The organism is Paenibacillus sp. Lou8.1, from assembly GCF_024213565.1.
GTDB classification, from domain to species: domain Bacteria; phylum Bacillota; class Bacilli; order Paenibacillales; family Paenibacillaceae; genus Paenibacillus; species Paenibacillus polymyxa_B.
In genome coordinates this window covers 323,829-344,933 of record NZ_JANAVN010000005.1, presented here as the reverse complement: position 1 = coordinate 344,933, position 21,105 = coordinate 323,829, and the positions used below count along the sequence as shown (strand labels likewise).

Genomic DNA, 21,105 nt, shown 5'->3' with positions numbered 1-21,105 from the left:
CGGTTACAGCATGTGCAGCCAATCTTACGCATCACACATACTAAATGATTGTAGCACAAGCTTTGTACACATTCAACCTTTAGTTTTAAAATGATTTTTGGTTACGCATCGCTCTACACGAGCGTCTTTTCCTCACGCACTTTTTTGCGGGTCATTTCCAGCAAACCTAACCGCGTCCAACCGACAACATAAGATTTGGTCCGATCCTTCTTCAATCTTGCTTCCAGCACAGAGGATACTTCCCGACGGTTCTCCTCTTGTTCCATGTCAATAAAATCAATGATGATGATACCACCGATATCACGCACACGTACCAGGCGGGCAATCTCTTCAGCTGCTTCAATGTTAGTCCGGGTCACGGTTTCTTCCAGATTACTGCCTCCCGTAAACTTCCCGGTATTCACATCAATGACGGTTAATGCCTCCGTATGATCAATGACAATGTATCCACCACCCTGCAGCCATACCTTTCGCGCAAAATCGCGTTCCAGCTGCTCATGAATGCCATAAGCTTTGAAAATTGTTTCTTCTGGACCACGAAATATACTTACATGAGCTTTCGCAGGACCAATCTGTTGCAGCATTATTTCTGCATCCTTTGCTTGCTCTTCACTGTCAATGACCAGTTCATCCTGTTCAGGTGTAAACACATCCCGAATCAACCGCTGAACAATACTTAAATCCCGGTGTAATTCGCACGGAGCCGAGTGTTCACCAGCTTTACGCTGAATAGCCACCCACTGCTTACGCAGTTGATTTAAATCATTTTCAATCGCCTCTATGCTCATGTCCTCCGAAACGGTACGGATTATGAGTCCTTCCTCACTTGTGCGTAGCTGCTCTCCCATTGCTTTCAAACGGGTACGTTCGCCCTCACGTTCGATCTTCTTAGATACGGCCACATAATCAGCACGGGGCATATATACGATCCAGCGACCCGGAAGTGAAAAATGAGTGGTGACCCTGGCTCCTTTACTACCAACAGCCTCTTTTAATACCTGCACTACAATTTCCTGCCCTACCTTTAACACTTCAGAAATGGATGGCTTTACCTCCGGCTGCTTGTCCACATGAGCATGAAGTACGTCATCTACATACAAAAAGGCATTCTTTCGCTGTCCAATGTCAACAAAGGCGGCTTGCATACCTGGTAGCACATTGACCACCCTCGCTTTGAAAAAAGAACCTAGAATTCCCCGTTTTCGCGGTAGTTCAGCCGCATATTCAACCAATCGTCCCTCTTCCAACAGCGCCATTTGGGTCATCTGCTGCTGGCATTGTACAATCATTTGCTTCATGGTTTTTCAACCTCTCTGGATACAGCCTCTTCCTTAACTCATAAAACATTATTTGGGCTTGGGTTCTCCACCATCTGGCGGGCGTGTCGCAAAATAAGAGCGAATAAGACGCTGCTCCGGCAGTACGGCTACAATCCGTCCCTGTTCATTCATAACATAAACCATATGATACCGATCTCTTCTGAAAAGACGCAAAATAGGCTCCAAATGTTTCACTGGCAGGGATACAATAGGTAAGGCAATACTTCCCTTAGCTACTTCGCGGTAAAAAAGCTCGTCCCTCCCCAGCAAAAACCGTATAAAACGGTAAGGGATATTCCGATAATCCACAATATTAGAATAAAGCAAAAAAATCCCTACCGCCAGCAGATTTAAATGGATAGGTCCATTTTGCCTTAACAACGGCGAAATACCATATATACAAAATAGCAAACTCGTTACGATACTGGCTCTAAAAGTCCACACTAATGTGCGGTGATAAGAACAAGATAAGCTAATCAGTGCCTGCAATATTTTTCCACCGTCAAGTGGTAAAATGGGCAGCAAATTAAACAGTGCAATAACTGCATTCCCCTGAATGATATAATTTACATAATCATACTCCAGTCCACTCACATTTCTGAACCACAAAAGGATGATGATCATGATTCCGTTTTGCAGGGGCCCCGCTAGCGCAATGACAATCTCCTTCCACGCATTGAGCTTCCCCTGATCCTCAATGACCGCCACTCCTCCAAAGGGTAACATCTGTATGGAAAGCACCCGCGCACCCAACAACGAAGCAGCTGTCGCATGGCCTAGCTCATGAATAAATACCAATGTAAATAAAGTTATGATCTCGATAAAATGTCCCGTTAATATAGAGGTCAGCATAACCAATACAAACAGTGGATGTAGTGATAAGGTCACCCCTCGGACATTAATCAAGGGCTACCACTTCCGACGGGTCAATGTATTGATCCCCTCTTTGAACTGCCAAAAACAAAGTCGCCGCCTCGCTGCCGCTGTGACTTGCTGGCAGTACACCGATCTCATCTCCCTCCTGAACCCAGTCGTTCACTTTTAAGGTAGAGCGGGAAAGCCTTCCGTAAGTTGCTGTGATACCGCCAGTGTGTCGAATTGTAATCGAAATCCCGCTTTTGGGATGATTTAATATGTCTAATACTCGACCTGCATCTATACTTTTAACAGCGATTGCCCCGTTATCGGTAACATTCGGCGTAATTTCTACCCCTTTAAGGCTCAGTACAAAAGGCTGTGTTATATTGCCTTCAATCGGTGGAGAGCCCTTTCGACTTGCGTCTACCTTGTGCGTTTCATGCTCCTCGCCAAAAATCGGCAAAAAGGAAGGTGCTCCGTCAAAATAAGTTTCATACCATTGTCCGACGGCTGCAAAATCCATATCCTTATTCAAGGCATCCGCAATAAACATTCTCAAATTCACTGCATAGGGAATATCCCAACGAAACATTCCCCATACCATTCCAAATAACACCGTTGCTATGACTGATCTTCGCCAAAAGGAAGTCCAAAAAGACGGACCACGATTCGTCCCAAAAGATTGCTGCCAGCGTTGCCGCTCATTTTTCCACTCAGTTTCTGGGTCTCTGGGCGAGTTGGCACTGACTATAGGCATCGACTTCATATCTTTATCCCCGTGCCTGTTCTGATATATGCCAGAGGGATACGTCTCCGCTTTGCTTCCCGCGATTAGCTGCTGTATACGTTCTTCTCTGCGCTGCTTGATTCCGGAATTTTTATTCATCCTGTTCAGCCCCCTCAGCGAGGTATGTTTGATACATCTTATGAGGACGGGCTTCAACTTATGTTGTCCGGTTCGGGATTACGCACCTAAAAATCAAAAAACCGGCGCTAGCGCACCGGATATGTTTTGTATTTATGATATTTATGTAGTGACCCTAAAACCAAAAACACTTAAATAAGATTATCACTTATTTAAGTGTCTAGTATTACAAATGAATACGACTACAGTTCCTACCTTAGAACCAATGGAAGCTTACGTAGGAAGTGTGGAAGCAATTTACCAGCCATAACTTCCTGTTTTCCTCATCCACCCATACCAAAAAACTTCTTAAAGCGTGTCATCACGCTTTTCTTTTGGTCCAGCTGCATGAGGGGCACTGTATCGCCTAAGATTCGTCTCGCAATGTTACGATAAGCAATCGCGGCCTGTGAATCTGGATTCATAACGGTAGGCTCCCCTGTATTAGCGGCTTTAATTACCATTTCATCATCCGGCACAATCCCAATAAGGTCTATGCTAAGCACTTGTAAAATCCCATCAATATCCAACATATCTCCGGATTTAACCATGCTATTGCGAATGCGGTTAACCACCAACTTGGGTGATACCACATGTGAGCTTTCCAGTAAACCAATTACCCGGTCTGCATCGCGTACGGCTGCATTTTCCGGGGTGGTCACAACAATGGCCTGATCGGCCCCGGCAATGGCATTTTTAAAGCCCTGTTCAATACCCGCAGGGCAGTCGATCAATATATATTCAAAATCCTTTTTAAGCTCCAAAATAATATCCTTAACTTGCTCCGGCGTAACAGCACTCTTGTCCTTGGTTTGAGCGGCTGGCAGCATATACAGCTCCTCAAAACGCTTGTCCTTAACCAGTGCCTGATTTAAACGGCAACGACCTTCCGCTACATCAACAAGGTCATAAATAATCCGGTTTTCCAGACCCATCACAACGTCTAGATTACGCAACCCGATATCCGTATCCACCAAACATACCTTTTTGCCGAGCAGTGCAAGCGCTGTTCCTATATTGGCCGACGTCGTCGTTTTGCCGACGCCGCCTTTTCCTGAAGTGACGACGATAGCCTCTCCCATGTGCTACACCCCTTTGAACACGTTAAAATCGCGGCCCAGACGCACAATATTGCTCATTTTATCTATTTGCATAGCGCCATCCTTGAGATACGCAAATTCCATACCGGATTCACGTGTCTCCCATTCGTCTGGTGGACGGCTGATCATTTCGGAAATTCGTAGCTGTGTCGGTGCAAAATAGGAAGCCGCAATGATCGCTTCACTATTTCCCTCCATCCCTGCATGCGCCATGCCTCGCAAAGCGCCGAGGACATAAATATCACCAGTACATGTTATAATTCCACCCGGGTTTACATCTCCCAAAAAGAGTAGGTTCCCATTGTGATGAAGCACTTGACCAGAACGGATAATCCCTGTCACCGTGTGAATAGGGGGCTTTCCCTGCACTTCCACAGGCAGTCCAGGTGATTCTACAGACCTGATGAGCAAATTCCCCTTTTGCTTCAAGATCTCCAGAATACTTTCCTTCTGTTCCTCTGTCACTTCTCGGCTTCCCAGCTTAATATCCACATGAATGATCGGGCCTGTTAAAATATTTTGATGACTGTGCTCCAGCTTAAAACGCAGCTCACCTAGCAAATCCTCAAACTCGCATTGATCGTCCAGCAGGAATACCAGGCCATCTTTGATGCCTTTAATCGTGACATGATTCGATTTCACCGCCATTAGCCTGTCCCTCCTATCTCAATCATTTCGTCCCCGGGACGTCAAATCCCTGCTAACCCGGACAAAATGTGTGTAAAAAGACCTAGACGGCCTCTTCCTTTTTCACACGGGTACCCAAACGCTGCAATTGCTTGCGAACCGGGACATAAATGATGAGGGCGAACAGAAAATGGATAAATAAATCAGGAATCATATACTGAGCAAGTGCCCAATTGAAAGTCTGATGATTCAGCTGGAACAGCTGATCAATAGCAAAAAGCATAGAATCCAGCAGGAAACTACCAATCAACACGGCTGCCATCATAATAGGCATCGGCGCACGTCGAGCTGTAAAAACAAGCCCCAATAAGTATGCAGACAACCCCATTGCAAAAGAGTAAGGCCCAATGATAAACCCGTAGAACACTACATCATGAATAAGTCCAAAAACAATACCTAGCACCAATGCTGTATGACGGCTGTAATACACAGACACAAACAAGATCACGACATATACAAAATTCGGAACCATTCTTGAATGCCAACTATCCGGAAGAAGCCACGGAAGAATCGTCCCTTCAGCTATAAACAGTACAAACAGCAGCAGTATTAGAACCTGACCGCGCATCTTCATTATTCCGGTACCTCAGGAGTATAAAGGATGAGCAGTTCTTTCCAATCCACAAAGCTGGCTGCCGGTTTAATAATCGCTGTCCGTGTTTTGCCAAATTCCCCAACCTGAATCTTCTCTACCGTTCCAATCATTAGGTTTTTGCGGAATTTCCCACCTGCACCAGATGTAATAATCTGATCGCCCTTTGCGATTGGGTCTTTTTCTTCAATGCGAGTCATTTGAAATCTGTTCGTACCCGGATCATAGCTTTCAATCATACCAAACGATTGATTTTCCTTGCCCAAGACTGTCGCTGCAATGGCATAAGAATTCGGATTTTTAGGATCCAATGTAGTCAACAACGTAACGGTGGACGTAAAATTCCCCGTACGACTAATGACTCCTACAAATCCTTCAAGCGAACTGACTTCCTGACCAACCTTCGCTCCGTCCTTCTCACCAATATCAATCACAAGCGTTTTGGAATCATTGCTGACGCTGTTCACTTGAGCAACGCGATAATCATAATTATTTTTCGCCTTTTGCGTTTGGGTGAACTTCAGTTCATTCTGCAGTCTGGCATTTGTTTCAACATAATTATGGGTCTGAATCTGGTCACGAGTCAGCTTTGCCACAGCAATTTTTAATCGTTCATTTTCTTCGTAGATGCTGCGCATATTTCCGATATCTTCAAAGAAGCCCGCTATTGCTGAAGCGGGCCTGTAAAAGATACCTTGCACAAAGCCAATTGAATCTCTGGCGAACTTCTCGGGCCAGGTTAAGGAATTTCTCTGTCCAAGTGTAATCCCCATAAGGGCAATAAACAGAACGATTCCGATCAATAAAACAAATAGTCTTTTATTGCCAAACAGCTTAAACAGTTCCTACACCCCCGATTCAACGTTTGGAACGGACGGCAGAACTGCTGCGCGATTTGAACAAATGAATATTTTCCAGCGCTCTGCCTGTACCGATTGCCACACAATCCAGAGGATTTTCTGCTACGATCACCGGCATTCCGGTTTCACCTGCCAACAGCTTGTCCAGATTACGCAGAAGTGCTCCACCACCAGTCAGTACGATTCCTCTATCCATGATGTCCGCTGCCAACTCGGGAGGGCATTTTTCCAGTGTTACTTTGACCGCATCCACGATTGCATTGACTGTATCCGATAATGCTTCGCTAATTTCATCAGAAGTAATCGTAATCGTCTTCGGCAAACCTGTTACCAGATCACGTCCACGGATTTCCGAGGTTTCCACTTGCTCTAATGGCATAGCTGAGCCAACTTCCATTTTCAGTTGCTCTGAAGTCCGTTCACCAATCATCAGATTGTATTGACGCTTTACGTATTGGATGATGGACTCGTCCATTTCATCACCTGCCACACGCACGGAGCGGCTTGTTACAATCCCGCCCAGGGAGATGACTGCCACCTCGGTTGTACCTCCACCGATATCGACAACCATACTTCCTGTTGGCTCCCATACAGGAAGATCAGCGCCAATTGCTGCTGCAAACGGCTCCTCTATCGTATATGCCTCTCTTGCACCTGCTTGCTTCGTCGCATCTTCAACAGCACGCTGCTCCACCGCAGTAATGCCTGAAGGCACACAAACCATCACGTTCGGATGACGTGGAAACAAAGAGCGTTGGGCTTGCGCCTGACGGATAAAATATTTGATCATCGTTGCTGTTGTATCAAAATCAGCAATGACACCGTCCTTCATCGGACGAATCGCACGGATATTTCCCGGTGTGCGACCGATCATTTTTTTCGCAGATTCACCAACAGCCTCAATGGTTTTTGTATCTGTACGCAAAGCAACTACAGATGGTTCACGAACCACAATTCCTTTACCTCTTACGTATACAAGCGTGTTTGCCGTCCCCAAGTCTATTCCCAAATCTTTTGTAAAGCCACCCAGCATGATGTAATCTCCTTTTCTCTTCCCTGAAATCTGTTATCCATGTATAAACGGTTTATTCAGGCCGGATTATCCGGTCGTGTTTAAATGTTTGATTTAAATATTATATTATATCAGACCTTGTTCCTTCAAACTTACAAAGGTCCCGTCCCCGATCACAATATGATCAAGCACGTCGATACCCACGATGTTGCCCGCTTCCATCAGGCGGCGAGTCAACTGAACATCCTCCGGGCTTGGCTTCGGATCACCGCTCGGATGGTTATGAGCGCAAATTATTGAAGCACTGCTGCATTTGATTGCTGCCCGAAATACTTCACGAGGATGCACGATGGCAGAATTCAGGCTACCCATAGATAGTGTTTCCTGAGCAATGACATGATTTTTAGTATTAAGGAACAAGCATACAAAATGCTCTTTCTGCAAATAACGAAGCTGCTCAAACAGCAGATCTGCCACATCCCGCGGGCAACTAATCACCGGGGTCTCCAAATGGCGAGACAATGCTAATCGACGCCCCAGTTCGATACCCGCTTTTAGCTGTATCGCTTTAGCATCCCCAATGCCCTTAATCTGGGTCAACTCGCTCAAGCTCATATCCACCAGTTGACGCAAATTTCCTGCCTGCTGCAAAATACGCTGCGCTAAATGCACCGAAGACTCATTTTGCGTTCCTGTACGCAGCAGTATTGCCAGCAACTCCGCGTTGCTTAAGGCATCCGCCCCATATGTCATCATGCGCTCTCTTGGTCGTTCTTCATGGGGGAGGTCGCGAAGCATCAGTATTGGCGACTCCAGCATATGTTTATCCCCTTTATGGACGCAACACATTCACTCCAAAATCGGACAGCATGTCCGACAGCAAGGAAAGCGGCAATCCTACGACGTTAAAATAACAACCCTGAATAGATTCCACCAGCGTAGCACCCATGCCTTGAATGCCATACGCTCCTGCTTTATCAGACGGTTCACCAGTATTCACGTATGCCACAATTTGCTCTTGACTCAGAGGCTTCATTGTAACCTCCGTTTGGCGATGTCTGACAAGCATTTCGCCGGTTCCGGTATGTATGCAGGCTACCCCGGTGTACACACGGTGTGTTCTTCCCTGCAATGCAGTCAGCATGCGAACCGCGTCCGCATGGTCGGCAGGCTTGCCCAGTACCGAACCATCCAGCACGACAATGGTATCACTGCCAATCACCAGTCCGGCTTCCTTCGACTGAGTGGCGGTGTTCACGACCGCTTCGGCTTTGCGTGCCGCAAGGGTCTCCACGATTTGCTGAGGCGTCCAGCTCTCAGGCGTGCTCTCATCCGCATGACTCGGCACCACCTCAAAGGGGATTCTCAAAAATGCGAGCAATTCCTTCCTTCTTGGTGAAGTCGATGCCAGAATAATGCGGGGCGTAATTTTCCCGTCCATAAGGGAAGCTCCTTTTCATCAGTTAGAGCCTGCGGTACAGCCAGAACGCGGCAATGATGCCGATCAGACTAAGCAGGCTCAATTCAAAATTTATCGTTATGTTGTAGCTGATAATATCCAGGTCCGCTCTCGGCGACCAAGATATCCTAGTGGGGTGGGTCAGAAAGGAAAGGAATTTGATCGATTGAAGGGCTTTGGCAATCCATGCACCCAAGAGCCAACCGAGCAACAAAAACAGTATAAGCATTCCTACATTTTTTTTCATCCTGATCTTCCCTCGCCATTTTTTGACACCTTCATTATTATACGGTGATTTGTACTGCAATACAAACAGAAATCCGGCATGGGGAACTATTTCCAGTTCCTTGCCGGAAAATATGGTTAGTCTATTGTTTTATGAATTGGATAAATTCCTTCTCACGCAAAACATATTCCATCATGGAGGACTGAATCTCCCAAATGTGTTCCTTGGCTGTATTCTTATTATATTCCCCAAGTGCAGAGATCGCACTGTTCATCGCCTTTTCAAGTGAGGTTGCGGAAGCAACCGCTTCCTTTGGAAGACCGGTAGGAAGTGCAGTGATATTTTGTGTCCACTGCTGATGCAGGTCGTTCAGCTCCTTCATGTCGGAGGCTGGCACCGTATTCGGACCTCCTTCTCCCAGCAAGGTTGAGGAAAGTCCGCTCAACTTACCTACCAATGAACTACTTAACTGAAAAAAGCCAGTGAGTTTATCACCTTCGCCTCCGTAAGCCGCTTTTTCGAATCCAGGCAATTCAAGCTCACGAACATACAATTCGACTCCTTGTGTTTTCAACTGATTGCTGAGTAACTTGGCTTGCTCCCTATCCGGCGATATTCCTGCATATACCCGGTTTTGGTCCTCGGTATCCCCTCCTGCTGCAATGCCTGCCTTCAACAGTTCTTCTTTTGCTTGTAAGGCCCGTTCTGGAGTGCTGAAAACCCCATATTGCAGCAAATAGTAGGTTTGTGGAGGTACCTGAGCCTCTATGACAGTGACAGGGACAGAATTCTCTTTTGCAGATATTGCATCCACACCAACGGATTCTTTAAAGACCGGTACAGCCTCCTCTACTGAGGGATCTGCTCCCGGGACCATGCCTCCTCCGTTAAACAGTAACAACATAATATATCCAAACATCCCCCCGGTCACCAGTGCGCTGGCTACAGAACCAACCAGTTTCCATCTAGAAGGGTGGGGCGGACGTTTTCTGTACTCTTGGCCAGAATGATAAGCTTCCTCATTCTCTTCTAGGCTATCTGGTAGAACGTCCGCATCTGACCAAGAAGCCGCCGAACGGCCAAAGGGGTCATCCCATCCCTCTTGTACTCTTAATGTCGGAGCAAAGCGCCGACTTGAAATGCGTTTATTCAGATCCTCAGGCTCATTGAGCTCTGCTTCTTGCGTAGTTACAGCATTTTTATTCATTCCTCTAATCGTTTCACGCTGTTCGTTCGTAATCGACTCGTTATTGTACGGAAGCACCTGTAGCTTATCCTCCCGGCTTGTCTCCGGCAACTGTTGGTCGAACCGGAATGTCATCTTGGTCTTGTTCATGGATGCACTCCCTCCTTGTCCCATACTTCCTCATAGTCTGTTGTATGAGTCAAGCTAAGAATATATGCCCCAGCATTACAAAAAAAAGGTATCCCGAAACACAGTCGTGTTCGGAATACCCTTGAATAAATGTAATTCATTGGCGTAACAGCTCATTTTTATACGTATTACACTTGCTGTCCGCGAAGATGGCGCGCTAACGCGTCACCTGCTTTCCAGATGTCTCCCGCTCCCATCGTCAGCACAAGATCACCCGGCTGTAATCGATCTTTCAACTCCTCGATCACGGCTTCTTTGGTCGGCAAATAGATTGCATTAGCATTGCTGTTTTGGACGATTAAATCCACGAGCTTAGAAGAATGCACGCCTTCAATCTGTTTTTCTCCCGCTGGTGAATAAATATCGGTAATGATGACTTCACTAGCCTCGCTAAACGCACGGCTAAACGCATCGAGCAGGAAAAAGGTGCGGCTATAGCGTTGCGGTTGGAATACAGCAATAATACGCTTGCCAGTCGCTCTCGCTGCGCTAATCGTAGCCTCAATCTCTGTTGGGTGATGTGCATAGTCATCAATAATCAGTATGTCATTGCTTTCACCTAGTACTTGAAAACGACGCTTCGCTCCGTGAAATTCTACAATAGTAGCAGCGATTTGATCGAATGGAATCCCTGCTTCCAAACAGGAAATCACAGTAGCCATCGCATTATACATGTTATGTTTACCCGGCACTGATAGTTCGATCGTTCCGAGTGCTGTTCCTTTACGGCTCATAGTAAAGCTTAATCGACGGTCACCTAATTGGATATCTGTCGCCATATAATCCGCTTCATGCTCCACTCCATAAGTAATGACCCGAGTCTGGAGCTGAGGCAACATTTCCCGGATGTTCTGATCATCTGCGCATACAATAGCCGCCCCATCCGGTCGAATTTGACTCAAAAACTGTACATAGGCACTTTTCAGACGATTAAAGTCGCCATCGTAATTTTCCAAATGATCCGCTTCAATATTGGTTACAATGCCTTGCCAAGGATGATATTGCAGGAAAGAACCATCACTCTCATCCGCCTCAGCAACGACAAACTCGCTTTTACCTGCTTTGGCATTCGTCCCCAAATTCGTGATTTCGCCGCCAATAATATACGTTGGATCAACGTTACATCTTTCCATAACCAGAGCGATCATGGAAGAGGTTGTCGTTTTACCGTGCGCACCCGCAACAGCTATTCCCTTACGTTCGTTAAGCAAGCGAGCCAGCATCTGCGAACGATGCAGAGTTGGAATATTCAATTCCTCCGCTGCCACCCGCTCCACATTGTCACGTGACAATGCTGTTGAATAGACGACGATATCCGCGCCTGCAATATGCTCAGGTGTGTGTCCAATATATATTTTTGCGCCTTTTGCCGCCAGTTTTTCTGTCAGCTCCTGTGATGCCACATCTGAGCCAGTCACGGTATAACCCATCTCCAGCATGACCCGAGCAATCGCGCTCATCCCGTAGCCGCCGATACCGATAAAATGAACATGTTCCGAAGTAATCAACAAATTTCACCAACCTTTTTCCGAATCGGTTTGATACATAAGGGTAGCCCGTACATCCGCAATAAGGTACAGCGTGCCGGACACCACCCCCAGATCTTCCGCTTCCGTATGTGACTGAAGCAGGCCTAGAGCCTTTTTCCAGTCACCTTCTACAATTATTTTTAAATCCGTTTTGGCATAAGACGGCCGCAGCTTCTCCACGAGATGAGCCAATTCAGCGGCATTCATTTTGCGGCGAAAATCGGGCTCGGTCAGGATAAGCGTATCCACTAGTGGCAGTATATGCTGCAAGTATGCTTCATGATGCTTGTTTGACAGCATTCCCATCATTAAAACCAATTTTTTGTACGAATACACTTGAGGAAGACTCTTGGCCAGCGTCTGTGCTCCTTCTGGATTATGAGCTCCATCAAGGACAATCCTCGGCGAGGTACTGACTTGTTCGAGACGCCCTGCCCAGGCAGTTTGCCTAAAGCCCTCCAGCAATTCTGCATCATCCAACACAAAAGCCATATACTGACGTAGGACCTCAAGTGCCATCATAGCTCCTGCCGCATTAGAACATTGGTGCTCGCCTAACAACGTGATGTCAATTTCCATATGTCGGAAGGGCCCCGCGAATGAAAAGGTCTGAGCTGTTTCATCCCCATTTAGCCGTTCATACGTAAACTGTTCTCCTGCCAGGTACAAGGTAGCTCCTTGCTTTGTCGCCGTTTCACGTATGACCTGAATAGCCTCGGGTTGGGAAACACAACTGACGACAGGTACACCCGGTTTGATGATACCGGCCTTTTCCCTTGCAATCTGTTCGAGCGTATCTCCCAAAATATCCGTATGGTCATAGCCGACATTCGTAATAACTGAGACGATTGGATTCACGATATTAGTTACATCCATCCTTCCCCCGAGACCTGTCTCCCATACCACAACATCTGGGAAAGATACCGTAGCATAGTATAAAATAGCTAATGCTGTCGATACCTCAAACATTGTAGGTGATCCCAATTCACTATCTGCGATTTCTTTCACCAACGGATACAAGCGATTGGCAAGCAAAACCAGCGTTTCATCGGGAATATCGGTCCCATTGAATTGAAAACGGTTCGTAAATCGGGTGATGTACGGAGACGTAAAAGTTCCGACATCGTACCCACATTTCAGTAGCACAGAGGTCAGAAAAGCACAAGTTGAGCCTTTACCGTTGGTTCCCGCAATATGCACAAATTTCAGATGTCGTTGCGGATCACCCAATTTACTCATTAGCTGTTCAATTCGTTCCAATCCGGGTCTGATACCAAACGGAATCAAGCCGTTAATCCATTCCACTGCTTCATCATAGCTTTGTAAAGGAGCCGTGTCTCCGCCCCTGATCGTATCTGACATCATCTTCACCTTCAGGTCATTTTATTGTGAGTGAAATTATCCCTTGAGTTCTTCAATACGTGCGATAACTTTAGCGCGCTTATCTGAGTAATCGGCTTGCTTGGCCTTCTCTTCCTCGATGACTTTAGCTGGTGCCTTCGCCACAAAGCCTTGGTTAGATAACTTTTTCTCCACGCGCTCCACTTCACTGTTCAAATGCTGAAGTTCTTTTTCCAGTCTGCTAATTTCCTGGGCAATATCAAGCAGTCCGGCCAGTGGCAGGTATAGCTCTGCGCCGCTAACTATAGATGTCATCGCTTTATCTGGAACGGTGAATTCTAATCCCGCGTCGAATTCAGACGTATTACAGAATCTACGTACATATTCCCCATTGCGGTTAATGATATCGAGAACGGCTTGATCACCGGGTTTTATGAGTAATTCAATTTTTTTACTCATCGGCACGTTGACTTCAGCACGGATATTGCGCACAGCGCGAATTACGTCGATCAGCAAATTCATTTCTGCAACTGCATCCTTATCCTCAAAAGAAGGATCATAAACAGGCCAAGCGGCCAGTGTAATCGTCTCTCCCTCATGCGGAAGATGCTGCCATATTTCCTCAGAGATAAACGGCATGAACGGATGAATCATGCGCAGTGTCCGATCCAATACATATGCAAGTACGGACTGCGTTTTCTTTTTCGCCTCTGCATTTTCGCCATATAGGGAAAGCTTCGCAAACTCGATGTACCAGTCGCACAAATCATCCCAAATAAAGTTATACAGAAGGCGGCCTGTCTCGCCAAATTCATAAGCATCTATTAGACGCGTGATGTCGCGTGAAGTTTCGTTTAGACGATGCAAAATCCAACGATCAGCAGTGCTTAAGTCACCAGTAATGTCTATATCTGCCGAAGTGACGCCTTCCAGATTCATCAGCGCAAAGCGTGACGCGTTCCAGATTTTATTGGCAAAGTTACGGGCCTGCTCCACACGCTCCCAGCGGAAACGAAGGTCTTGCCCAGGCGTGCTACTGGTGGAAATCATATAACGCATGGCATCGGTACCATATTGGTCAATCACGTCGAGCGGATCAACACCGTTGCCGAGGGATTTGGACATTTTTCTACCGTCCGCATCACGAACCAACCCGTGCATAAGTACGTCCTTGAACGGAATCTCTTCCGTAAACTCCAACGCGGTAAAAATCATACGCGATACCCAGAAATAAATAATGTCATAGCCTGTAACCAAGACATTAGTCGGATAGTAGCGTTTGAGGTCCTCTGTCTGCTCAGGCCAGCCCAGTGTCGAAAACGGCCATAAAGCCGAGCTGAACCAAGTATCCAGCACATCCTCATCCTGTTTTAACTTTCTGCCAGCATACTCAGGCAAAGTTGTAGGGTCCTCCGCCGATACAATAACTTCTCCGGTCTCTTCATCGTACCAAGCCGGAATACGGTGTCCCCACCATAATTGACGGGAAATACACCAGTCACGCACATTTTCAATCCAATGCAGATAAGTACGTTCAAAGCGATCCGGTACAAAGTTTACTCCGTTGCCAGCCTTCTGCACTTCAATCGCTTTAGCTGCCAGAGGCTTCATTTCCACAAACCATTGTGTGGACAGATAAGGTTCTACAACTACACCTGTACGCTCACTGTGGCCTACTTGGTGTACGTGCTCTTCAATACGAATCAGTACGCCCTGCTCTTTCAGATCAGCGACGATTTGCTTACGGCAATCGCTACGATCAAGGCCCTGATATTTGCCTGCTTCGGCATTCATCGTTCCCGTTTCGTCCATCACCGTAATTTGTGGCAGCTGGTGACGTTGTCCCATTTCAAAGTCATTCGGGTCATGAGCCGGTGTAATCTTAACCGCGCCGCTACCGAAATCTTTATCAACATAGTCATCCGCAATGACCGGAATTTCCCGTCCGATGATTGGGAGCACAAGCGTTTTGCCGATCATTTGCTTGTAGCGTTCATCTTCCGGGTGTACAGCTACAGCTGTATCGCCCAGCATCGTTTCAGGACGTGTAGTGGCTACCGTAATAAATCCGCTACCGTCTTTCAGTGGATATTGCAGGTGATACAGATTTCCGTTCACCTCTTTGTATTCCACCTCAATGTCCGATAATGCAGTACGTGCAGCAGGGTCCCAGTTAATGATACGTTTACCGCGATAAATCAGACCCTTCTTGTACAGTTTAACGAATACCTCACGTACCGCTTGGGACAGTCCCTCATCCAGCGTAAAACGCTCACGAGAATAATCGAGAGAAAAGCCCATCTTTTCCCATTGGTTATGGATATTATCTAGATAAAGATCCTTCCACTCCCACACTTTCTCCAAAAACTTCTCACGGCCCAAATCATAACGTGTCAGGCCTTCTTCACGCAGCTTTTGCTCTACCTTTGTTTGGGTAGCAATACCCGCATGGTCTGCCCCTGGCAGCCACAAGGCATCATACCCCTGCATCCGCTTGGCGCGAATAATAATATCCTGCAAAGTAAAGTCAAGAGCATGTCCAATATGCAACATACCTGTAACATTCGGTGGTGGAATAACGATTGTAAAAGGCTCTGCCTCTGGATGTTGCCCAGCGCGGAAATAGCCCTTCTCCATCCACGTTTTGTACCATTTTTGTTCTGCTGATTTTGGATCGTACGTTGTTGGCATTTCCAAGGTTGTCTTGTTGTCTTGTTCTGACATATCAGGATACCTCCATGATTTTTCAATTGGCAAATAAAAAAAGCCTTTCATCCTCAAAGGACGAAAGGCTGTTCTCTCGCGGTACCACCTTTGTTTCACCCCTTGTGTATGTATCCACTGATCCATTACACATGGTGTGACACTTTATGCAGATAACGGTTGCGGACCGGCCTTATTCTACCGTGAGCCTCTTATCTTCCGTAGGAATTAAATGAGGAACCGTTCAAACAGGCGACTCCCGGGTGACTTCGGCCAGTAGCTTCCTGCGGAACCTCACAGCGCTGCAATTCCACTCTCTGAAGGGCTTGCTGCCTACTCTTCCCGATCTCAGTCTTTCAATAACTATACCACATCATACATTTCCCATTGACTATAGTCAACACCCGCCGTGCATTTTTCAGCAACCGGATCAAGGGATATACAATACCTGTCCTTCTTCCACATGATGCTCCGCCAATCTGTTATACAGTTGAAGCTCACGTGTGCTGAGCTGATAACGGTCAGCTATGGTTTCCAGTGTATCCTCGCGCTGTACAATGCATAACCGCACCTTGCGAAAAGGTGTTTCATCTTGTGTATGAAAAAAAAGGTTCTTCCACTTGGCATTCTCTCGCTCTTCTTCGGCTTTCTGATCCTGATTCTGCGGCTCCTGCTCCAACTGCTGCTGGTATTCGGCTTCCTTCACCGAACGGCTGGATTGGAGCAATGATGAGTAGACAACCGGGTCTGGCTCGTCTGCCCCTTCATCCTTTTTACTGTTGAGCGCTACACGCATCTCTGGCTTATCCTCAGTAAAGGTGTCATGGGCCTCGTGGTTAACCTGTTCTGACGCTTCAGGCCTGAAGTCGAAGTTATCTACTTGACTCGCTTCCAACTGTGTCTCCAGATAGACCTCGGACTCCGTGCCAGGATGCGGTTCAGACAGCAAAGGTTCATATACTATATTAGGAGATGCGGAAGATACTTTGGGCTCATTTCCCCCTGCCCATGCTTCCTCTTGCTGAAATCCCCACACTTCCGGAGACCCATGCTCATGCTTGACCTCGGGAGAGCTGTCTTCAACTGCTTTGCCCGTCCAAGGCTCATAGAATCGGTTAGGATCTACTGCCGACTCATAAGCTTGCTGTTCCGACAATGACTTCTGTTCCTCATGGTCCTCAGACGGCTGTTCCCAAGAAACGGACTCCTGTTGTGATGGCACTCTGTAGGAAGTTTCAGGATCTGTAACGTGATCGGAGGACGAGTCATTGGTAGAATAGGCCTCTGCATGATGATGCTCTCCATCGGCGGAAAGGGATTGAACCGGATGCTCAGGTGCATGCACTACGGTAAATTCCTCATCCAGCCAAACCGCCGTCTCCTCCGCGTGCGAGCTTTCAACGCCATGCAAAGAAAGAACGCCTGTAATGTTTAGACTACGTAAAGAAAGCAGGTCCACATCAAAATTTTCAATCTCGACAGAGATATCTTCCAATCTCCCTACGCGGTTTAGCGGAATGGTAATTTCCACAGGGATCAAATGATGAAGCTCGCTCGTGATCTGTTCAGGTGTGCGGTACACGCCCTCCAGCAGCAAATGCCCTCGCAAAGCGGCATGGTCGCCGTGTGTTACAACCTGAATGCGTGGCAGAAGCTCAATTTCCTCCAACTCAGCAATCCCGGCAGCTTCCTCCGTCAAATGAATGCGTTCATAAATATCAAAACGCAAGCCTTGCGGCTGATCATTCTGTTGTTTGTTCAAGGATGGCATCCTCCTTTGGGCAGTCTCCGCACATCCTCTGACTTCTGGTCAGGCGCACGGAAACTCCATATTGCAAACCGTTTCTAGGTTCAAGTATATGCGCCAAAATAGAAGGCATGCCATCTTTTATAGCTGTTTGTGTAGCTTTTGAAAATCATCCGGCCAAGCATCCTCCACAGTAATCGTTTCGCCACTCAGCGGTTGGCGGAAGGTAAGACGCTCTCCGTGCAGCGCCTGCCTGCCAAAATCAGTAGCCCGCCCCCCGTATAATACATCCCCAAGCAACGGGTAGCCAGCATGACTAAGATGTACGCGAATCTGGTGCGTCCGGCCTGTCTCCAGCGTCAGATATACGAGACTCACTGCACTTGGACCGCTTCCCCATACTTCCCCGAGTTCAATATGGGTAACCGCCTTTTGCCCAGTTGGAGATACACGACGGCGCTGCTTATGATGCCTGTCCTTGCCAATCGGCCAATCCAACGTTCGCAGCGATGGGGGTACTTTCCCTCGTACCAAAGCTACATACCTGCGGCCTATATCCTTAGCTCGCATTTGCTCGTCCAGCTTGAGCAACGCAAATTCATTTTTGGCATATAGCACTGGGCCCGTCGTATCCACATCCAGACGATGTACATGCCGTACCGCCGCATGAATGCCATTCATCTCATAGTAGGATGCGACAGCATGATCCAACGTCAGCGGACCATCCTGCACAGCGCCGTCCGGATGTACTGCCATACCTGCCGGTTTATGCACTACCAGGCAAAAATCATCTTCATACAGTACCTTCAAATCATACCAACGAGGGGTGATTCCAAGGTTCATTACAGGAAAAAGGGCCAGCCGCAGCCGGTCCCCTGTAAGTTCAATCTCTTTTGCATGACGCAGTCTGCGCCACAGCTTTTCCGGTAATTCCAAACGATTCAGCAACCACTGATCTACAGCATCAGCATTGTTTTTTTCCCCGTCTGTGATTTCCCGTCCTGGCGTGACTTCCAGCCACGGTCCTCTTCTTTTCCAGCCACCTTGCCAGCTCATAGACGTTTGAGCGCGCGATAGTTCGCCTCAATGGTGGCATCAATATCCTCTACCGTATGCACGCCCGACACAAACATACCCTCAAATTGAGATGGTGCCACACTGACTCCCTCATTCACCATTTCAGTAAAGTAACGGCGGAAGTGGTCCTGATTACTCGTTTTAGCTGTGTCAAAATTGACAACCTTTTCTTCTGTAAAAAATGGACAAACCATGGAACCCACGCGATTGATCGTGACAGGGATACCCAGCTCGCTCGCATTACGTTCGAATCCGGCTTGAAGTCTTGCTGCCCGCTCTTCCAGGCGATCGTATACTTCTGGCGTCAGCAATTTAAGTGTCGAATAACCTGCTGCCATAGCCAGCGGATTTCCGCTAAGCGTACCCGCTTGATAAATTGGCCCCGATGGAGCAATCTGCTCCATAATATCGCGACGTCCGCCGTAAGCACCTACAGGGAGTCCACCACCAATCACTTTACCCAGACAGGTAAGATCCGGCGTCACACCAAAGCGACCTTGAGCCGAATGAAGTCCAACCCGGAATCCAGTCATCACTTCATCAAAAATCAGCAGACTTCCGTACTGCTGGGTTACCTCACGCAAACCTTCCAAAAATCCAGGCTGTGGCGGTACAACTCCCATATTGCCTGCTACTGGCTCGACAATAATTGCGGCAATCTCTTCGCCAAATTTCTTAAAAGCTAGCTTCACCGAAGCCAAATCATTATAAGGGACGGTGATGGTATGGGTAGCTACGACTTCAGGTACGCCCGGACTATCGGGCAAACCTAATGTCGCAACCCCAGAGCCTGCTTTAATCAGCAAGCTGTCCGCATGACCGTGATATGATCCCTCAAATTTAAGAATTTTACTACGGCTCGTAAATCCGCGTGCGAGTCGAATCGTACTCATAGTCGCCTCAGTTCCGGAGTTAACCATACGTACAATGTCCATAGAAGGAACACGCTCACATACGAGCTTGGCCATTTCGGTTTCTGCCAACGTTGGTGCGCCGAAGCTGGTTCCTTTTACAACAGCAGCCTGTAGAGCTTTAACCACTTCGGGATGTGCATGGCCCATAATAAGCGGTCCCCATGAACATACATAGTCTAAATAGGATTGACCATCAATATCATATACACGCGATCCTTCGCCATGGTCGATATACACAGGTGTAATCCCAACAGATTTAAAAGCCCGTACCGGGCTGTTAACGCCACCCGGAATGTATTGTTTTGCCTCATCAAAGGCTACTTTGGAGTTCGTATCCTTACGCACTTTTCGTTGTTCGTCGATCAATCTGACCACTCCTATCTTCTGAAAATAGACTTATTGCTTCAACCATCTTGCCGCATCCTTGGCCGAATAGGTAATAATCATATCTGCACCCGCACGCTTCATGCTTGTCAGAATCTCCAGCACCATTGCTTTTTCATCAATCCAGCCTTGAAGAGCGGCTGCCTTGACCATGGCATATTCACCACTAACGTTGTAAGCCACCATAGGCAGATCAAATTGATCCTTAATCGTGCGCATCACGTCCAGGTAAGAAAGAGAAGGCTTCACCATCAGCATATCCGCACCCTCCAGCACATCAGACTCCGCTTCTCGCAATGCTTCACGTGCATTGGCAGGGTCCATCTGATAGGATTTGCGGTCACCAAACTGCGGCGCAGAATCTGCGGCTTCCCGGAAAGGACCGTAAAAAGCAGACGCATATTTGACGGAATACGACATAATCGGAATATGTGAAAAGCCTTCCAGATCCAGCCCCTGCCGAATCGCTTGTACAAAACCGTCCATCATATTAGATGGCGCGATAATATCCGCACCAGCTCTGGCCTGAGAAACGGCTGTACGTACCAGCACCTCCAGAGATTCATCATTCAATACTTCACCGCATACCTCACCATCATGCTCATGCATGTGTACCATACCGCAGTGTCCATGGTCCGTAAACTCACACAAACAAGTGTCAGCCACAACCAGCAGTTCGGGATAACGAGACTTGATCAAACGAGTAGCTTCCTGAACAATACCATCGTCCACAAAAGCCGAAGTCCCTACACTGTCTTTTGTTTCCGGTATGCCAAACAGGAGCACGGCGGGAATGCCAAGCTCACTAATCTCTTTTAGTTCTTCCTCCAGCCGATCCAGAGAAAAACGGTATACACCTGGCATAGAGCTAATTTCCTGTTTCACCCCAGTGCCAAATGTTACGTAGATCGGTTGGATAAAATCAGCGGGATTCAATACCGTCTCACGCACCATGCTGCGGATTGCAGCCGACTGGCGCAAACGACGATGTCTAGTAAAAGGAACACTCATGAATACA

The 21,105-nt window shown here is 47.3% G+C and carries 19 protein-coding genes and 1 other annotated feature (1 of these 20 cut by a window edge); all 19 genes read right to left on the bottom strand.

Annotated features, from left to right (window positions below; genetic code table 11):
- Positions 1-15 (bottom strand) — a sequence feature (ribosomal protein L21 leader region) (it extends 73 nt beyond the left edge of the window).
- Between the two features lie 98 nt (positions 16-113).
- A complete protein-coding gene (locus NLX78_RS09765) occupies positions 114-1,298 on the bottom strand; it encodes an Rne/Rng family ribonuclease (protein ID WP_254350259.1) in 1,185 nt (394 codons plus the stop codon).
- A 48-nt stretch (positions 1,299-1,346) separates the two neighbouring features.
- Positions 1,347-2,225 (bottom strand): M50 family metallopeptidase, encoded by an 879-nt coding sequence (locus NLX78_RS09760; RefSeq protein WP_254350258.1) that lies wholly within the window; start codon positions 2,223-2,225, stop codon positions 1,347-1,349.
- Positions 2,218-3,063 carry a peptidoglycan DD-metalloendopeptidase family protein gene (locus NLX78_RS09755; RefSeq protein WP_254350257.1) on the bottom strand — a complete coding sequence of 282 codons (846 nt, stop codon included), beginning with the start codon at positions 3,061-3,063 and terminating at the stop codon, positions 2,218-2,220. Before NLX78_RS09755 ends, NLX78_RS09760 begins: the two co-directional genes overlap by 8 nt.
- 302 nt (positions 3,064-3,365) lie before the next feature.
- Positions 3,366-4,163, bottom strand: coding sequence for a septum site-determining protein MinD (minD, locus tag NLX78_RS09750; protein WP_061828810.1), 798 nt, complete (start codon positions 4,161-4,163; stop codon positions 3,366-3,368).
- Between the two features lie 3 nt (positions 4,164-4,166).
- Complete coding sequence (minC, locus tag NLX78_RS09745) at positions 4,167-4,829, bottom strand: septum site-determining protein MinC (RefSeq protein WP_013311597.1); 663 nt, start codon at positions 4,827-4,829, stop codon at positions 4,167-4,169.
- An 82-nt stretch (positions 4,830-4,911) separates the two neighbouring features.
- The gene (gene mreD, locus NLX78_RS09740; protein ID WP_069290212.1) at positions 4,912-5,442 is read right to left on the bottom strand and encodes a rod shape-determining protein MreD; all 531 of its coding nucleotides are present in this window, start codon (positions 5,440-5,442) and stop codon (positions 4,912-4,914) included.
- Positions 5,442-6,263 (bottom strand): rod shape-determining protein MreC, encoded by an 822-nt coding sequence (mreC, locus tag NLX78_RS09735; protein ID WP_043882320.1) that lies wholly within the window; start codon positions 6,261-6,263, stop codon positions 5,442-5,444. Before mreC ends, mreD begins: the two co-directional genes overlap by 1 nt.
- Positions 6,264-6,318: 55 nt before the next feature.
- The gene (locus NLX78_RS09730; protein WP_013311600.1) at positions 6,319-7,353 is read right to left on the bottom strand and encodes a rod shape-determining protein; all 1,035 of its coding nucleotides are present in this window, start codon (positions 7,351-7,353) and stop codon (positions 6,319-6,321) included.
- Positions 7,354-7,458: 105 nt separating this feature from the next.
- A complete protein-coding gene (radC, locus tag NLX78_RS09725) occupies positions 7,459-8,151 on the bottom strand; it encodes a RadC family protein (protein WP_025722728.1) in 693 nt (230 codons plus the stop codon).
- 13 nt (positions 8,152-8,164) lie between these two features.
- A complete protein-coding gene (locus NLX78_RS09720) occupies positions 8,165-8,773 on the bottom strand; it encodes a Maf family protein (protein ID WP_254350256.1) in 609 nt (202 codons plus the stop codon).
- Between the two features lie 22 nt (positions 8,774-8,795).
- Entirely contained in the window at positions 8,796-9,038 is a 243-nt protein-coding gene (locus NLX78_RS09715; protein WP_023989955.1) for a DUF4321 domain-containing protein, read from the bottom strand.
- Positions 9,039-9,159: 121 nt separating this feature from the next.
- Positions 9,160-10,353, bottom strand: coding sequence for an SPOR domain-containing protein (locus NLX78_RS09710; protein ID WP_254350255.1), 1,194 nt, complete (start codon positions 10,351-10,353; stop codon positions 9,160-9,162).
- A gap of 167 nt (positions 10,354-10,520) precedes the next feature.
- Positions 10,521-11,900, bottom strand: a complete 1,380-nt coding sequence (gene murC, locus NLX78_RS09705; RefSeq protein WP_013311605.1) for a UDP-N-acetylmuramate--L-alanine ligase — start codon at positions 11,898-11,900, stop codon at positions 10,521-10,523.
- A gap of 6 nt (positions 11,901-11,906) precedes the next feature.
- Entirely contained in the window at positions 11,907-13,283 is a 1,377-nt protein-coding gene (locus NLX78_RS09700) for a bifunctional folylpolyglutamate synthase/dihydrofolate synthase (protein WP_039272579.1), read from the bottom strand.
- Positions 13,284-13,319: 36 nt separating this feature from the next.
- Positions 13,320-15,986, bottom strand: a complete 2,667-nt coding sequence (locus tag NLX78_RS09695) for a valine--tRNA ligase (RefSeq protein WP_039272580.1) — start codon at positions 15,984-15,986, stop codon at positions 13,320-13,322.
- Positions 15,987-16,395: 409 nt separating this feature from the next.
- On the bottom strand, positions 16,396-17,727 hold the full coding sequence (locus NLX78_RS09690; RefSeq protein ID WP_069290217.1) for a LysM peptidoglycan-binding domain-containing protein: 1,332 nt from the start codon (positions 17,725-17,727) through the stop codon (positions 16,396-16,398).
- Between the two features lie 126 nt (positions 17,728-17,853).
- A complete protein-coding gene (locus tag NLX78_RS09685; protein WP_254350254.1) occupies positions 17,854-18,768 on the bottom strand; it encodes an RluA family pseudouridine synthase in 915 nt (304 codons plus the stop codon).
- Positions 18,765-20,069, bottom strand: coding sequence for a glutamate-1-semialdehyde 2,1-aminomutase (hemL, locus tag NLX78_RS09680; protein WP_254350253.1), 1,305 nt, complete (start codon positions 20,067-20,069; stop codon positions 18,765-18,767). Before hemL ends, NLX78_RS09685 begins: the two co-directional genes overlap by 4 nt.
- A 30-nt stretch (positions 20,070-20,099) precedes the next feature.
- A complete protein-coding gene (gene hemB / locus NLX78_RS09675) occupies positions 20,100-21,098 on the bottom strand; it encodes a porphobilinogen synthase (RefSeq protein WP_028541574.1) in 999 nt (332 codons plus the stop codon).
- Between the last annotated feature and the right edge of the window lie 7 nt (positions 21,099-21,105).

What these genes read in the sequence shown, in the direction of transcription:
- NLX78_RS09765 (WP_254350259.1), bottom strand. Translation starts at nt 1,298, where the DNA reads ATGAAGCAAATGATTGTACAATGCCAGCAGCAGATGACCCAAATGGCG.
- NLX78_RS09755 (WP_254350257.1), bottom strand. Translation starts at nt 3,063, where the DNA reads ATGAATAAAAATTCCGGAATCAAGCAGCGCAGAGAAGAACGTATACAG.
- minD (WP_061828810.1), bottom strand. Translation starts at nt 4,163, where the DNA reads ATGGGAGAGGCTATCGTCGTCACTTCAGGAAAAGGCGGCGTCGGCAAA.
- minC (WP_013311597.1), bottom strand. Translation starts at nt 4,829, where the DNA reads ATGGCGGTGAAATCGAATCATGTCACGATTAAAGGCATCAAAGATGGC.
- mreD (WP_069290212.1), bottom strand. Translation starts at nt 5,442, where the DNA reads ATGAAGATGCGCGGTCAGGTTCTAATACTGCTGCTGTTTGTACTGTTT.
- NLX78_RS09730 (WP_013311600.1), bottom strand. Translation starts at nt 7,353, where the DNA reads ATGCTGGGTGGCTTTACAAAAGATTTGGGAATAGACTTGGGGACGGCA.
- radC (WP_025722728.1), bottom strand. Translation starts at nt 8,151, where the DNA reads ATGCTGGAGTCGCCAATACTGATGCTTCGCGACCTCCCCCATGAAGAA.
- NLX78_RS09720 (WP_254350256.1), bottom strand. Translation starts at nt 8,773, where the DNA reads ATGGACGGGAAAATTACGCCCCGCATTATTCTGGCATCGACTTCACCA.
- NLX78_RS09715 (WP_023989955.1), bottom strand. Translation starts at nt 9,038, where the DNA reads ATGAAAAAAAATGTAGGAATGCTTATACTGTTTTTGTTGCTCGGTTGG.
- NLX78_RS09710 (WP_254350255.1), bottom strand. Translation starts at nt 10,353, where the DNA reads ATGAACAAGACCAAGATGACATTCCGGTTCGACCAACAGTTGCCGGAG.
- NLX78_RS09700 (WP_039272579.1), bottom strand. Translation starts at nt 13,283, where the DNA reads ATGTCAGATACGATCAGGGGCGGAGACACGGCTCCTTTACAAAGCTAT.
- NLX78_RS09695 (WP_039272580.1), bottom strand. Translation starts at nt 15,986, where the DNA reads ATGTCAGAACAAGACAACAAGACAACCTTGGAAATGCCAACAACGTAC.
- NLX78_RS09685 (WP_254350254.1), bottom strand. Translation starts at nt 18,768, where the DNA reads ATGAGCTGGCAAGGTGGCTGGAAAAGAAGAGGACCGTGGCTGGAAGTC.
- hemB (WP_028541574.1), bottom strand. Translation starts at nt 21,098, where the DNA reads ATGAGTGTTCCTTTTACTAGACATCGTCGTTTGCGCCAGTCGGCTGCA.